This is a genomic window from Pseudomonas sp. N2-3-1-14 (assembly GCF_041228395.1).
In the GTDB taxonomy this organism is placed as follows: Bacteria; Pseudomonadota; Gammaproteobacteria; order Pseudomonadales; family Pseudomonadaceae; genus Aquipseudomonas.
Genome location: NZ_CP166199.1, coordinates 2,770,521 through 2,785,560 on the forward strand (window position 1 = coordinate 2,770,521; position 15,040 = coordinate 2,785,560).

Annotated in this window: 13 protein-coding genes and 1 pseudogene; 11 read left to right on the plus strand and 3 right to left on the minus strand. The window is 59.2% G+C overall.

Annotated features, from left to right (window positions below; translation table 11 throughout):
• Position 1: 1 nt before the first annotated feature.
• Both AB5I78_RS12875 and AB5I78_RS12880 read right to left on the minus strand, forming a co-directional pair.
• Positions 2-283 (minus strand): annotated as a pseudogene (locus AB5I78_RS12875) (methyltransferase); the annotation flags it as partial.
• A gap of 129 nt (positions 284-412) precedes the next feature.
• On the minus strand, positions 413-907 hold the full coding sequence (locus tag AB5I78_RS12880; RefSeq protein ID WP_145164472.1) for a DUF1543 domain-containing protein: 495 nt from the start codon (positions 905-907) through the stop codon (positions 413-415).
• A 106-nt stretch (positions 908-1,013) separates the two neighbouring features.
• Between AB5I78_RS12880 and AB5I78_RS12885 the strand changes: the two genes are divergently transcribed.
• The gene (locus tag AB5I78_RS12885; protein WP_145164470.1) at positions 1,014-1,835 is read left to right on the plus strand and encodes an aldo/keto reductase; all 822 of its coding nucleotides are present in this window, start codon (positions 1,014-1,016) and stop codon (positions 1,833-1,835) included.
• Between the two features lie 54 nt (positions 1,836-1,889).
• Here AB5I78_RS12885 and AB5I78_RS12890 read toward each other — a convergent pair whose 3' ends face one another.
• Complete coding sequence (locus AB5I78_RS12890; protein ID WP_106577823.1) at positions 1,890-2,405, minus strand: Hcp family type VI secretion system effector; 516 nt, start codon at positions 2,403-2,405, stop codon at positions 1,890-1,892.
• A 476-nt stretch (positions 2,406-2,881) separates the two neighbouring features.
• On the opposite strand from AB5I78_RS12890, the gene tssA reads away from it, so the two are divergent.
• The 10 genes from tssA to tagH all read left to right on the plus strand — a co-directional run bounded on the left by tssA (position 2,882) and on the right by tagH (position 15,038).
• Positions 2,882-4,435: a type VI secretion system protein TssA gene (gene tssA, locus AB5I78_RS12895; RefSeq protein ID WP_369302352.1), complete on the plus strand. Its 1,554-nt coding sequence runs from the start codon at positions 2,882-2,884 to the stop codon at positions 4,433-4,435.
• Positions 4,436-4,467: 32 nt separating this feature from the next.
• Positions 4,468-4,965 carry a type VI secretion system contractile sheath small subunit gene (tssB, locus tag AB5I78_RS12900; protein ID WP_369302351.1) on the plus strand — a complete coding sequence of 166 codons (498 nt, stop codon included), beginning with the start codon at positions 4,468-4,470 and terminating at the stop codon, positions 4,963-4,965.
• A gap of 27 nt (positions 4,966-4,992) precedes the next feature.
• On the plus strand, positions 4,993-6,471 hold the full coding sequence (gene tssC / locus AB5I78_RS12905; protein ID WP_242197319.1) for a type VI secretion system contractile sheath large subunit: 1,479 nt from the start codon (positions 4,993-4,995) through the stop codon (positions 6,469-6,471).
• A gap of 14 nt (positions 6,472-6,485) precedes the next feature.
• Complete coding sequence (gene tssE / locus AB5I78_RS12910; RefSeq protein ID WP_369302350.1) at positions 6,486-6,887, plus strand: type VI secretion system baseplate subunit TssE; 402 nt, start codon at positions 6,486-6,488, stop codon at positions 6,885-6,887.
• The gene (tssF, locus tag AB5I78_RS12915) at positions 6,877-8,664 is read left to right on the plus strand and encodes a type VI secretion system baseplate subunit TssF (protein ID WP_145164460.1); all 1,788 of its coding nucleotides are present in this window, start codon (positions 6,877-6,879) and stop codon (positions 8,662-8,664) included. Before tssE ends, tssF begins: the two co-directional genes overlap by 11 nt.
• Positions 8,628-9,635, plus strand: a complete 1,008-nt coding sequence (gene tssG / locus AB5I78_RS12920; RefSeq protein ID WP_369302349.1) for a type VI secretion system baseplate subunit TssG — start codon at positions 8,628-8,630, stop codon at positions 9,633-9,635. Before tssF ends, tssG begins: the two co-directional genes overlap by 37 nt.
• Before the next feature lie 12 nt (positions 9,636-9,647).
• A complete protein-coding gene (locus AB5I78_RS12925) occupies positions 9,648-12,086 on the plus strand; it encodes an AAA family ATPase (protein ID WP_369302348.1) in 2,439 nt (812 codons plus the stop codon).
• A complete protein-coding gene (locus tag AB5I78_RS12930) occupies positions 12,083-13,615 on the plus strand; it encodes a sigma-54 interaction domain-containing protein (RefSeq protein WP_369302347.1) in 1,533 nt (510 codons plus the stop codon). The genes AB5I78_RS12925 and AB5I78_RS12930 overlap by 4 nt, the downstream gene beginning before the upstream one ends.
• 83 nt (positions 13,616-13,698) lie before the next feature.
• Complete coding sequence (locus tag AB5I78_RS12935) at positions 13,699-13,830, plus strand: type VI secretion protein (RefSeq protein ID WP_145164452.1); 132 nt, start codon at positions 13,699-13,701, stop codon at positions 13,828-13,830.
• Positions 13,831-13,847: 17 nt separating this feature from the next.
• Complete coding sequence (gene tagH, locus AB5I78_RS12940; RefSeq protein ID WP_369302346.1) at positions 13,848-15,038, plus strand: type VI secretion system-associated FHA domain protein TagH; 1,191 nt, start codon at positions 13,848-13,850, stop codon at positions 15,036-15,038.
• Positions 15,039-15,040 lie beyond the last annotated feature (2 nt).

Below are 15,040 nucleotides of genomic sequence, written 5' to 3' on the forward strand. Positions count from 1 at the left end.
GTTAGCGCAGTTTGTAGCCCACCCAGCCCTTGAAACTGAAGCCGGCATAGAACAGCTCCACGCCTTCGAAGCCGGCTCGGCTGATCAAGGCAGCGTCCTCCTCGGGAGACAGCACCGGCAACTGTGCGCTGATCGCCGCTATCGCCCGCTCGGCATCCGCCGCGGGCACGCCGGAGTCCACGGCAAACGCGGCGTAGCGTTTCAACCAGCGGGCTTTTTCCTGCGCTGCCTGCGGGAAACTGTGGTGTGCCACGATCAGCGGCGCGCCCGGCAATACGGCGCTGAACAGGGCGATAAAGGTTTTATGCATGGCGGACCCACCTTGAGTTGTGCGTGTTATCAGGTTCGGGGACTGATTGCACTGTCAGGCAGGTGGAGGGTGGGCGCCATACCCCGTTCGGGTAGGGATGACTCAGGGCAGCACGATGTAGTCGTTCTGTTGCACGATTGGCCTGTGCGAACCTTGCACCAGGTGCAGGTAGCGACCGTCGACCAGGTCGATGGGCAGGCAGTCGTCAATATCCATCACCCCGTCGGTATGGGCCTGGGACCAATGGCGCAGCATCTGCTGTTTCCCCTTGCTTTTCGCTTCCTTTTTGTCGCGGGCGACCACCAGCAAATAGTGATGGGCTTCGCCAAAAGCGTTGGCTTCGTAGCCGCCCAGGTTGATGAAATACAGATGGTGCGCGCCGGCAGGCGGGGCCAAGTGGCTGAGTTCAACTTTCCAGCCATCAACGCCATCCACTGCCATCCAGGAGTCGATGTGCACACCCTTGGGGCTGCCAAACCAACCATCGCGCAATTGCGGGTAGGTGTCTTGCAGTGTGTTCGCTACAGCGAACACCACATCGTGAACTTCAATTCTGGCCCGCGGGTGCTTGCCCCCGAGCATCACGACAAACAGCATTGCAGGTCCTTCCTGGCGACTTTTCAGAGGGCAACCATACTTCGATTGAACCCTTTTGTCCGCCCAATGCCACATTGTTAATCCGCGAACTCATCAGGAGGTTGTCATGCGCACCATCGATCTGGCCGGCGTTCCCGTCCCTGTCATCGGCCAGGGGACCTGGCGCATGGGCGAAAACCCGGACCGGCGCAGCGCCGAGGTTGCCGCGTTGCAGTTGGGTATCGACGAGGGCATGACCCTGATCGATACCGCCGAAATGTATGGCGAAGGCGGGGCCGAGGAAGTTGTCGGCGAAGCCATTCGCGGTAAACGTGATCAGGTGTTCCTCGTCAGCAAGGTCTATCCGCACAATGCCAGTCGCAAGGGCGTGCCCCGTGCCTGCGAAGCCAGCCTGCAGCGCCTGGGTACCGATTACATCGACCTGTATCTGTTGCACTGGCGGGGCCAGTATCCCCTCGAAGAAACCGTCGAAGCCTTCGAAACATTACGTCAGGCCGGCAAGATCGGCCGTTGGGGCGTCTCCAATTTTGACGTGGCAGACCTGCAGGAACTTGCATCCCCGGCGTGTGCAACCAACCAAGTGCTCTACAACATCGAAGAGCGCGGTATCGAGTTCGACTTGCTGCCATGGTGGCAACAGCACCATTTGCCGTTGATGGCTTACTGCCCGATCGCCCAGGGTGGTGAGCTGTTGTCCAGCCCGACGCTCAAGCAGATCGCCCGTCGCCATGAGGTCACGCCCGCTCAAGTATCCCTTGCCTGGGTGTTGCGTCAGGACGGCGTGATCGCAATTCCCAAGGCTGTTACGCCCGAGCATGTGCGGCTCAACGCCGGTGCCGCGAACCTCAAGCTCGATGAGCACGATCTGGACGCGATCGACCGCGTGTTCGGCGCACCCAAGCGCAAGCATCCGCTGGCAATGGTCTAGCCAACCAAGCAGGCGCGGCGCCGTCCCTGGCGGCCGCTTCTGCCTGACCCGATGTTAGCCGGCTACCGGACTACGCCAGTCGTCCGAGCCTGAAGTACCGGCGACTTCGTGGGTCCAGACGATCTTGCGGTAAGTGAAATACACATCCTCCAAATGGGTGAAATGAGCGTTGTCCGGGTCCTGGCAGTTGGGCATCCGCGATTGAATGTCCACGATGGTTGCGCCTTCCAGTTCGGTGGTGAAGTAATGCTCCTGGGTGCCAGCCGAGGAGGTACGGAACCATTCCAGTCGACATGACACTTCTTCACCCGTGGTCAGCGCGCTGAATAGCAGCGGTGAGGACTTGTCGAAGACCTTGCTGACCATCAGCGGCTTATGAACCCTTTGGCCGGTCGGCTGGCCCGATTGTGGGTCGCGGGGAATGATCACCTGGTGGGCAAACGCCTGCACGAGGATCTGATCCTCATGACCTTCCTGATAAATATTGCCTACCGAGTCCTGAGTAAATGTGCCTGCCGTGATCAAGCCTTGCTTGACACCGGTGATAGTGAGGTACGCGGGTGTTGGCATGACTGGTTTCCTTGCCTGATTGAGTAGGTAATTCCGACGGCGTGTTTGCCAGCGGGCAATTGCCTATAACAAAAAGCGTGCCTGAAATAATGAGACCCAATGGAATAAAGGGGTTGGGGGAGTTGTTAGTTTAAATATATAAAAGTTGTCGTCGGTTGGCGCTTATTTTCGTGTCGATGTTTGCGCGAGTGTGCGCAGTTAGTTGCTCATGCTGTTTTATTAATGAGTACGCGGGTGCGCAAGGTATTCGGTTTTATCACTGCGCGTGAAGTGCGCAAATAGCTGCGCAGGCCCGTTTTTATTGGCTTTGTAGGAAATTGCTTAAGTGCGGGTTGACCGCTTGATGATTGATTCTTGTATGGCTAAGGTTCGCCTACTTCGTCACGTGCTGGACGAAGATTAATTGGCCTTCTAATGCGTATGTGGATTGCGGTTAGTTTGTCGCCCTTGCCTTGAACAGTTATGTGCGGACCGGAATGGTTTATTCAGACACGCTCTACGCTTATCACCTTGAACTTGCGCGCTTACCCTGTTCGTCAGGGGGCTTTGCCGGCTGTGATATGCGTTTTTCGAGTGAGTATGAAGCCCTGGAGTCCGAACTCGGCAAGGCACATTCGATACATGGTGCAGGCTTGCCGGATTGGCAGCGCGTCAGCGAGCTCGGCGAGCGGGTTTTGCGTGAGCGCTCCAAGGATCTGCGCGTCGCCGTCTGGTTGACCTGGGCGTTGCACCAGCGCGATTCATTCCCCGGGCTTCTGGCGGGCCTCGGCGTACTGCTTCATCTGTGCAAGCATCACTGGGCGATTGTCTACCCTGCTAAATCACGTACGCGTATGGCTGCGTTTGGTTGGCTGGTGTTGCGGCTTGACCCCCTGTTCACGAAGCATCTTTCACTTACCGATCAAGTGCCATTGTTTCAGGCGCTTTTGGAACACCTGGAAAGTCTCGACGAGCTGTGGCGTGAACATCTGGGGGACGACGCGCCCTTGTTGTTACCGATCCGCAGGCAACTGTCGGAGCGTTTGGCGCTTGCCCTGCAGGGCGGTTCCGAGCCACGTGGTGTTGCGGGTGCCATCGCTCAGGTCAAGCAGGTGGCAACGCAGCTGCTGAGGCCTGAACAGCCGGTCAACAACGAAAAAGACGCGCAAAAACTGTTGCGGGCATTGCAGGAGCAGGCTCGGCCACTGTGCGCCTGGTGGCTGCGCCAGAGTGCTACTGATCTGCGTGCCTTGCGCCTGAGCCGCACCCTGGCCTGGCTGGCGCTTACCAACTATCCCGACGCCAACAGTGAGCGAGTAACCGCTTTGCGCGGGCTTCCTCACGACAAACTCAAACGCTACCAGAACCGTCTGACCCAAGGTCATCACGCCGACCTTTTGCTTGAGCTTGAAGCGAGCCTGGCCGGTGCGTTGTTCTGGTTTGACGGGTTGCGTATGGCCTGGGAGTGCCTCGAAGCCCTGCAGGCAGAGTGGGCCATGACCGAGCTGGAAATGAGTTTTGCGTTGTTGTTGCAGCGCCTGCCGAGTCTGCCGGAGTTCAGGTTTGACGACGGCACCCCATTTGCCGACCCCGCGACGTGCGATTGGATCACGCTCCACGTCCTTCGCCACGTACATAAAGCCGAGCCTTCAACCGCCGTCATCGATGCCGGAAACGAGCCCTGGGAGACGGCCTTGCAGGCCGTTATGTCCAGGCTACGCAAAGAGGGCCTGAAGGCGGCGATTGCCACGCTCAAAGAAGGACTGCACGCCGCCCGCGGCGACCGGACCCGCTTTCATTGGCGATTGGCGCTGGCCAGATTATGCATACGAGCAGGCAAACACGAACTGGGCAGGATCCAGCTCGAACAACTGGACCTTGAATTACAACAGGCGGGCCTGGAGCGCTGGGAGCCAGAACTGGCCTTTCAAGTCTCCCGGCTCCTGTATCGCTGTTATGACCTTTTGCCACAAGACCATGCCGTGCGCGAGCGCAAGGAAGTCACCCATCGCAGGTTGTGCCACTTCGATCTTGAAGCGGTGCTTGATTAGGCTCGCGAGCCTACCGAAAAAGGAGAAACACCATGCTCAAAGACGGTTCGGTAGCACCCAAGGAACGTATCAATATCACCTTCAAACCTGCCATTGGCGGTGTGCAGGAGGAAGTCGAACTGCCACTGAAGTTACTGGTGCTGGGCGATTTCAGCCAGCGCGAAGATCTGCGCAAACTTGAGGATCGAAAGCCCATTGGTATCGACAAAAACACCCTTGACGAGGTGTTGGCCAAACAAGCGCTGAGCTTGACATTGAGCGTTCCGAATCGATTGCAGGAGGAGGGTGGCATCGAGGAGCTGTCCGTCGAGGTTCGGATTAACGCGATGAAGGACTTCAACCCCGCAAACCTGGTTGAACAAATACCCGAATTGCAAAAGTTGATGGCGTTGCGTGAGGCGTTGATGGCACTCAAGGGGCCGCTGGGTAACACACCAAGCTTTCGCAAAGCCATTGAGCAGGCGCTGGCCGATGACGAGTCTCGTGCGCGCGTACTCGCCGAGCTGGGGCTGAGCGGCCCGACCACCTGAACCCTTCAGTAAAAGGACACTGACACCATGACGACCACTCAACAGAACCTGCAGCCGGCCCAGGCTGGCGGCGAGTACAGCATCCTCGACACTATCATCGCCCAGACATTATTAAGCGCCGATGACGAGGCCTACGGCATTGCCAAGCGCGGCGTGTCGGCCTTCATCGAAGAGTTGCTCAAACCCCATAACAGCGCGGAGCCAGTGAAGAAACGCCTGGTTGACCGGATGATCGCCGAGATTGATACCAAGCTCAGCCAGCAAATGGACGAGATTCTTCATCATCCGGATTTCCAGGCGCTGGAGGCTTCCTGGAGAGGCCTGCAGTTGCTGATCGACCGCACCAATTTTCGAGAAAACATCAAGATCGAGCTGCTCAATGTCTCGCGTCAAGACCTGCTGGATGACTTTGAAGACTCGCCGGAAATTACCCAGTCCGGGCTGTACAAGCATATCTACAGCGCTGAGTACGGACAATTTGGTGGCCAGCCGGTGGGCGCGATCATCGCCAATTACTTCCTTTCACCCAGTGCGCCTGATGTGAAGTTGATGCAATACGCTTCAAGCGTTGCCTGCATGGCCCACGCCCCCTTTATCGCTGCTGCGGGGCCGGCTTTTTTCGGATTGGAAAGCTTTACTGGATTACCTGACCTCAAGGATCTCAGGGATCATTTCGAAGGCCCGCAGTTTGCCAAATGGCAAAGTTTTCGTCAGAGCGAAGATGCCCGCTATATCGGCCTCACTGTGCCGCGCTTTCTACTGCGAACCCCTTACGATCCGATTGATTGCCCAGTTAAAACCTTTGCCTACCAGGAGAACGTGGTGAACAGCCACGAGCACTACCTCTGGGGTAATACGGCCTACGCCTTTGCCACGCGCCTGACTGAGAGTTTTGCGCGCTTTCGCTGGTGCCCGAACATTATCGGCCCGCAAAGTGGCGGCGCGGTAGAAGACTTGCCATTGCATCATTTTCAGAGCATGGGCGAGATCGAAACCAAGATTCCTACAGAGGTACTGGTTTCGGATCGGCGCGAGTACGAACTGGCGCAAGAGGGGTTTATTGCCCTGACCATGCGCAAGGGCAGTGACAACGCGGCGTTCTTTTCGGCCAGCTCGGTCCAGAAACCCAAAACCTTCGGCATCAGTGAAGAGGGCAAGGCAGCCGAACTCAATTACCGGCTCGGCACCCAATTGCCCTACATGATGGTGGTCAACCGTCTGGCGCACTACCTCAAGGTCTTGCAGCGCGAGCAACTGGGCTCCTGGAAAGAACGCACGGACCTGGAGCTGGAGCTCAACAAGTGGATTCGCCAATACGTGGCCGATCAGGAAAACCCCAGTGCCGAAGTGCGCGGCCGCCGGCCATTGCGGGCAGCACGCATTGTTGTCAGTGATGTCGACGGAGAGCCAGGCTGGTATCGGGTCAACCTGAGTGTGCGCCCTCATTTCAAGTACATGGGGGCTGACTTCACGTTGTCCCTGGTCGGCAAGCTCGATAAAGAATGAGCAGAAGCCGGCGGATGCCCCATAACGTGGGCCTTTTCGAGCGTCTCGAAGGCGATGCATCAACCCAGCGGTGCAGTGTGGCGTCCGTCGCCGCACACCTGGGGAAAATGCTCAGCACCCGGGCAGGCAGTGTTCAGACACTGCCCGACTATGGTTTGCCCGATCTCAATGACATGCGGCTTAGCCTGCACGAGTCCTTGATCCGCTCACGCGCCTTGATCGAGCGATTCATCCGTGCCTACGAACCGCGACTGGCAAATGTACAGGTCGAGGTGCTGCCGCGTGCTACTGAACCTCTGGCCCTGGCCTTTGCGATCGAAGCCGCGCTGATCGTTGACGGTGTCACACGGCCCGTTGTGTTCCAGGCGCGCCTGGTGGATGGCGGGCGGGTTGAGGTCTGCGCCGATGGGCTTTAACCGTTACTTCCAAAGCGAGCTCAGCGCCCTGCGGCACCTCGGGCGGCGTTTCGCCGAGCGTAATCCCGCACTGGCGCCGTTTCTGGCTGAAAGCGGCCAGGACCCGGATGTTGAGCGATTGCTGGAGGGGTTTGCGTTTCTGACCGGTCGCCTGCGCCAGAAGTTGGACGACGAGCTGCCGGAGTTGACGCATTCCTTGATGCATTTGCTGTGGCCCAATTACATGCGGCCAATACCCGCCTTCAGCATCCTGCAATTTGACCCATTGAAACGTGCAGGTCCCGCCGTTCGGGTTGCCCGTGATACGGCGGTAGAAAGTGTTCTTATCCAGGGTGAGCGGTGTCGCTTCAGGACGTGCTACACCACTGATGTCATGCCACTGCAACTCACAGGTCTGGACTTCAAGTGCCAGGGTGACGGGGCATGGTTGGATTTGCACCTGGACATGAGTGTCGAGGGTAACTTCAGCCAGTTAACCTTTGACTCACTGCGACTGCACCTGTCGGGCGACCGCTACATCAGCCAGGGGCTCTACCTCAGTTTGCTGCGACATCTGGATGGCATTCACTTGCTGTTACTGGATGGCGAAGGGGGGCCGGTCAAGGGCAACGATGGGCAACCAATGACGGTGCGGCTGGGCGCTGCCCAGGTCAAGCCGGTGGGGTTTTCGCAAGACGAGGCGTTGATACCGTATCCACAGAATACGTTTCGCGGTTACCGCCATCTGCAGGAGTACTTCGCCTTTGCCGAAAAGTACCTGTTTGTCGATATCGAGGGGCTGGGTGTGCTGCACACACTTGCCCCTGAACGGCTCGGCCAGGTCCGCGGCATGGTGCTGCGCTTTGAACTGCGCACCCACGGGCACGCACTGCAACAGCCCACGCTGGACAACGTGAAGTTGTATTGCACGCCCATTGCCAACTTGTTCAAACATGATGCGGTCCCCATTCGCCTGAATGGAAAAGAGGATGAGTACCTTCTGGTGCCGGGGGAATATACCCCGGGCAATGCCGCCGTGTTTTCCGTCGACAGTGTCACTGGCTGGCGCCCTGGCGGGCTGGGTTACCAGGCCTATGTGCCGTTCGAATCCTTTGAGCATGACTGGGGGGTTGACCGAGCTACAGCGCCGGCCAGCTACAGCATTCGCCAGCGCTCGTCGCAGCAGCATGGGGGGCTCGACACCTGGATGGGGTTTGGCAGTCGCGAAGGTAAAGGCCAGGAAACGTTGTCGATCGAAATGACTTGCACCAACTGCAACCTGCCTCGGCAGTTGCAGCCAGGCGACATCAACCAACCCTGCGAGCAGGCACCGGAATCACTGACGTTTCGCAACATCACCGCACCAACGGCGAGCTTCGCGCCGCCGCTGGACCAGGATTTCCTGTGGAAGCTGATCAGCAATATGTCGCTCAACTATCTGTCGTTGACCGATATCAATGCCTTGAAAGTGATTCTCGAAACCTATGACCTGCCGCGCTATCACGATCGGCAGGCGCAAAAGGTCAGTCAGACAAGGCTCGGTGCGCTGCAGTCCATTCGCCATGAGCCGGTTGACCGATTGCACCGTGGGTTACCTATTCGCGGCCTACGTGTGGAATTGACAGTCGACCCCCAGGGGTTTCTCGGTCAGGGCGATCTGTTTGTGTTCGCCTCGGTCCTCAATGAGTTCTTTGCGCTCTATGCCAGCCTCAACTCTTATCACGAGTTACGAGTCATCAGCACACAAGGAGACGTGTACCTATGGCCATCCCGCATGGGGCAACAGCCCCTGCTTTGAATGCGCTCTGTTGCGGCATTCGTGAGTACACACTGTTCCAGGCAATTGAGCAGGTGATTGAGCGATTGCGCGAAGCTCATCCGCTGATGGATGAAGACGCGCTGTACGACCTGTTGGAATTTCAGGCCAATCCAGGTCTGGGGTTTGCCGGACACGATATCGATCGCGTGGCGTTCTTTATGGAGCGCGGGCAATTACGCGCTCGCCTGCGGCTCAACATATTGGGTTTGGTCGGGGCCGGGTCACCGCTGCCAGCGTTCTATGCAGAGCAGGCGTTTGGCGAGCTGTCCGGAGGTAACCCCACTCGTGACTTCCTCGACCTATTCCACCACCGACTGCATCGGCTGATGTGGCCGATCTGGCGTAAATATCGCTATCGAGCATGTTTCCAGACTGGCGCGAGCGATGCGTTCTCGGAGCAGATGTTTGCGCTGATCGGCCTGGGTGGCAACGCGATACGAGGTACCACGCAACTGGACTGCAAACGCCTGTTGCCTTACCTGGGGCTGTTGAGTTTGCGCGTGCATTCGGCCGCCTTGATCGAAGCCGTGCTGCGGTACTACTTCAAGCATGCCCCGGTGTTCATCGAACAATGGGTTGAGCGCCGTGTGGAGGTTGCCCATTTTCAGCGCAATAGCCTCGGTATCACCCGCTGCGAATTCGGTGAGGATCTGGTGCTGGGGCATCAGGTCAGCGACCGCAGCGGGAAGTTCAGGGTGCATGTCCTGGCGCTGAGCTGGCAGCAGTTTCACGCGTTCCTGCCCACGGGAAAGGGCTACCAGCCCTTGTGTTCACTGGTGCGGTTAACCACGCGAGACCCGTTGGAATACGACCTGCGCCTGGTGCTTGCCGCCGGTGAAATCAGAGCCCTGCACATTGGCGCGCGCAATGTCTGTCGCCTGGGCTGGACCAGTTGGTTGGACCATGAGCAAGCCGACGGTGTGGTCACGTTTGCTGGCAACTTTCATTAGGGACGGGTGATTATGATCAATGTGGACCTGCAACAGCTTATACGCACGCTGACAACCCAGGTACGTCGCGACCTGGAGCGTTCCTCGCAACGTTGTGTAAACCGCGGTGGCCGAGAAGTACTCGTCGAAGACCTGCTGCTTGCCTTGCTTGAGCAGCCCGGCGGCCTGCTGGCCAAGGCCCTGGCCGACGCTGATGTGCCGATGAGCGAATTGCAAGCAACGTTGCAGCCAAGAAGTGAGCAGAGTGCAACCCGTAATCCGGTCTTCTCTCAGGCGCTGGTGCATTGGTTGCAACAAGCGTTGATGGTTGCCCATCTCGAGCTGGGGCAACGCTTTGTGGATGAGGGCGCCCTGTTGCTGGCGCTGTTGCGTCATCCGCTGGAGTACGCCGGTGCTGGCTATCAGGCCGTGCTGGGCCGCCTGGATGCAGAGCGTGTACGGGATTTTCTCGCCAGCCAGGAATCTGCGGCTGATCCGTTGGCGACAGAATCGTTGTTGCAGCGTTTTACGCATGACCTCACAGGCCAGGCGCGTGAAGGTCTGATTGATCCGGTGCTGTGTCGCGACGGTGAAATTCGGCAACTGATTGACATTCTTTTGCGACGCCGCAAGAACAATCCGATCCTGGTCGGGGAGGCCGGGGTAGGCAAAACAGCGATTGTCGAAGGCCTTGCGCTGAAAATTGTCGCTTCGCAGGTGCCCGATGCCCTCAAGGCTGTTCGCGTACTGACCCTGGACATGGGGCTCCTGCAAGCGGGTGCCAGCCTCAAGGGCGAGTTCGAGCGGCGGCTCAAAGGCGTGATTGATGAAGTCAACGCCTCGCCGCAGGCCGTGATCCTGTTTATCGATGAAGCCCATACGCTGGTCGGCGCAGGAGGCCCGGCAGGCGGTTCCGACGCGGCCAATCTGCTTAAGCCTGCGTTGGCTCGAGGCGCTCTGCGCACCATTGCGGCCACCACCTGGTCGGAATACAAGCAATACATTGAGAAAGACCCGGCATTGGCGCGTCGTTTCCAGCCAGTGCTGGTCGGTGAGCCAAGTGTCGAGGAAGCCGTGTCGATCCTGCGCGGTCTGGTTCCGGTGTATGAGGCAAGCCATGGTGTCTACGTCCGCGATGATGCCGTCGTAGCGGCGGCACACCTGAGCGCTCGTTATCTGGCGGGCCGCCAGTTGCCGGACAAGGCCGTGGATGTGCTGGACACCGCCTGCGCACGAGTGCGCACGCGTCAGGCAATGCCCCCTGAGGCGCTGCAAAACCTGCACGCGGAACGGGCGGAAGGCACGCGGCAACATGAGGCGTTAAGCCGGGACGCCGAGGCGGGGCTGCCGGTGGATGCTCAAGCATTGCAAGCGCTGGGCCGACGCTTGGACGCCATCGAGCAGGAACGTCAGGTAGTGGAGCAGCAGCGGATTCAACAGGCTGGCCAGTCATCGGACAAACTTGAGGTGTGCCCGCGTTTGATCGCCGAGGTGGTCAGTGCCTGGACCGGCATTCCGGTTGAGCAGCTGGCGCTGGAGCCCAACGAAAAGGTATTGAGCCTTGCTGCTGCCCTGCGCACGCGCATTCTGGGACAAGAGCATGCCGTGCAGGTGCTTGATCGTGCCTTGCGGGCGGTTGCTGCGGGCCTCAACAACGCGGATGCGCCGGTGGGTGTGTTTCTGCTGGTGGGCCCCAGTGGCGTCGGCAAAACCGAAACAGCGCTGGCATTGGCGCAGCTTCTGTATGGCGGTGAGCGGTTCGTGACCACCATCAATATGTCGGAATACCAGGAGAAGCACGCGCTGTCCCGTTTGATCGGTGCGCCACCGGGCTACGTCGGTTATGGCGAAGGTGGAGTCCTGACCGAGGCTGTGCGCAAGCGGCCTTATTCAGTGGTACTGCTCGACGAGGTCGAGAAAGCCGACCCCGAGGTGTTGAACCTGTTTTACCAGGTCTTTGACAAGGGCCGCGCCAACGATGGTGAAGGCAGAGAAATAGATTTTCGCAACACGCTGATCCTGATGACTTCCAACCTTGGCAGCGACTGCATCAACGAACTGTGTGAAAACGGTCGGCGGCCTGAGGCCCAGGTGTTGCAGGACGCTATACAGCCCGTGTTGCGTAGCCACTTCAAATCAGCCCTGCTGGCCCGGATGCGTGTCGTGCCGTATTACCCGATTGCCGGTCCAGTCCTGCATGAGGTGGTAAGGCTCAAACTGGCAAGCCTCGGTGAGCGGTTGCATCGGCGCAAGTTGGCCCTGACGTGGTCCCCTGAGCTGATCGCGCATATGGCCGAGCGCTGCGCGGACCGTGACAGTGGTGCGCGGTACATCGATCAATGGATCGAGCGCTACTTGCTGCCGCAAATGGTCGATCGCGTTCTGACTGCCATGGCCACGGATGAGTCCTTGTCGTGGGTGCGTGCAGGGTTGGATGGCAATGGCCTGCCCAGCTGTGAGTTCGGCCAATGACGAACGCTATGTTTACCCTAGTGGCCGAACCGCTGGTGTACGCCGCCGCCTTGCTGGACGGCTTCACGCGCGTGAGCCAGGAAAGTGACCCGACGACGTTGCCAGGCCTATGTGCTGTGAGCGCTGCGCACCTGAGCCAGTGCGAGCTCACTCAGCTGTATCTGGTGGATGAGGTGACTGGCCAATTCGAGCTTATTGCTCAACATTTGCCTGAGGCGCTGCCGGGCGGCGAACCGACTTCACGTCCGGCAGCGAAAAACCAACAGCTGTTGCACTACGTCCTGAGAACGCGTTGTTGCCTGGGCCTCGATGACGTCGGAAGCAGCCGCTATGACAGCGGCTTTTTGCCGGCGGCGCGGGCGCCCTGGCGTGCGCTATTGTGTGTTCCGCTGTTCAACCGCACCAATGCGGTCACAGGCGTACTCCTGTGCGCGAGCTGGCGTGTGACGCCACTGCTGGGTTACGCGCCATCGCTGGGTCAATTCGGCAGTTTCGCCGTGAACCAACTGCTTATGCTGCGTCGCATGCAACCGGCGCCAGCCATTGCCCGTTCACCGCGCGGTGGGTCGACTGCGGGGGCCTATGGCTTGATCGGCAACAGCACTGCGATGGAAGAAACCTGCCATCTGATCGGCAAAGTCCTGCAGACCCCTTATACGGTGCTGTTGCGTGGTGAGACCGGCACCGGCAAAGAGGTCGTGGCGCGGGCGATTCACACGGCCGGGCCACGCAGTGCCCAGGCATTCGTGGTGCAAAATTGCGCTGCGTTTCCAGAAGGTTTGCTCGAGAGCGAACTGTTTGGCTACCGCAAAGGGGCATTCACCGGTGCCGAGCGCAACTATGCGGGGCTGTTCGACGCCGCGCATGGCGGTACGTTGCTGCTGGATGAAATCGGCGACATGCCGCTGTCATTGCAGGCCAAGTTGCTGCGGGTCTTGCAGGAGGGTGAGATCCGCCCGTTGGGCGCCAGCGTCGCGCATAAGGTTGACGTGCGCATCATTGCCGCGACCCACCGCGACCTCGCTGCGATGGTGGCGCAAGGCAGTTTTCGTGAAGACCTTTATTACCGGCTCGCACAGTTCCCCATTCAATTGCCTGCCTTGCGTGAACGCGATGGCGATGTGTTGCAGCTGGCGCGGCACTTCGCCGACAAGGCGTGCGCTGCGCTGGGGCGGGCGCCTGTCGATTGGTCCAATACCGCCCTTGATCAACTGTCGAGCCATGGCTTTCCCGGCAATGTCCGCGAGCTCAAGTGTCTGGTGGAACGCGCAGTGCTGCTGTGTGACGACGGTGTGATTCTGCCGGCGCATTTGTCGTTGCCACTGGCCCCGGATGCGACCGATGCCGTTGATGTGACGCTACGCCAGCGTATGGAGCGAGTGGAACGCGTATTTCTGATTGATTGCTTGCACAAGAACCGTGGCAATCGAACCCGCACTGCCCGTGAACTGGGGGTTGCTCGGCGCACGCTGCTCTATCGTCTCGCGCGCCTGAACATTCCTTTCGACGATGCCAGAGGCGAGGGCTGAAGTGTGCTTTTGTGCATTGCCATGCATGACCGACGCCTGTGCCGTATCGAGCAGGGCAACCTTATTTCTGTGGGAGAAACCTGATGCCTGATCGTCCGTGGCAAGCCGTTGTGCTTGTGTTGTGTCTGCTGAGTGGCTGCAGCGCCAATTACGTGTTTGACGACGCTGATTACCGCCCGCTGGGTGAGCCCAAGTCGATCAATCGTGGCCAGTGAAAGGGGAGAGGCTGACCATGCAACTTGTGTTTGAGCTTTTGGGTACCGAGGACGGAAGCCGCGCACCCACGGCGCGCAAGCTATTTTGCGCTGCAGGCGGCGTGATCGGTCGTGGTGCCGGGTGTGACTGGGTGATTCCGGACGCCAGCCGTCTGCTCTCCAGCCACCATGGTTTGGTCGCCTATCGTGAGGGCCAGTACCTGTTGACGGATATCAGCAGCAACGGGATCGGTGTAGCCGGCAGCGCCGAACGTCTGCGCAAGGGGCAGGCGCGATTGATCAGTGATGGCGACATTTTTCAACTGGGAACCTTGTCGATTCGGGCAAAACTGGTGGCGTTGACGCAGCCTTGCGGTGAGCAATGGGATGCCAACACAGGGCTGATTCCCGATGATGCCTACCTGGCGCTGGACCCAATTCAAGCGCTCGACGTCGAGCAGCAGCGTCAGACCACGTCGCAGGACCTGGAGGCATTGGCAGATGGGGGCAGCACGCCGGGTCCGTGGGCCGACGATCGGGTGACCAACAGGGACCATCTGACGTTACCCCGACGCGCCGAACCCGCTCAGGAAGCCGTCCCGGTTCGCTCCGATGCGATGCCAGCAGCGGGCAGCGACGTTTTTTGGGGGCGGTTTGCGACAGCACTGGGTATTAGCCTGGAAACTCTCGATACGACGGGTCGCGAGGCGTTGGCGATCAGAGCAGCGCGCCTGCTGCGTATGGAGGTAGAAGGTCTGCAACAAAGCCTGCGGATTTGCGAAGAGCTCAAAAGCGAGCTGAATCTGCCGCTTTTCGAGACGCTGCAAAGGCGCCGGAGCCCTTTGAGAGACAGCGTCGAAACCGATGCCGCAATGGCGATGCTGCTGGGCACCGAGGATCTTGGCCAGTTGCCGGCCGAACACGCCATCACCCAGGCCCATCGGGATATGCAAGTCCATCAGGTTGCGTTACTGGCGGCCTGCCGCAATGCACTGCGCGCTACGCGCAGCGCCTTTGCCCCGGGTCATCTGCTGACATGCTTCGAATACCAGGGGCAACGGCGCCGATTTTTCACCGACGGTGGGTATTGGCGGGCTTACCAGCGTCACTACCAGCGTTTGCTCGAGGATGAGCAGTTCACCGATCGCCTGCCGGGCAGTGACTTCGCCAAGGCTTACGAAGAGCAGGTGCGCTTGATCTCAACCCTGCACGTCGATTATCCAGGATGAAC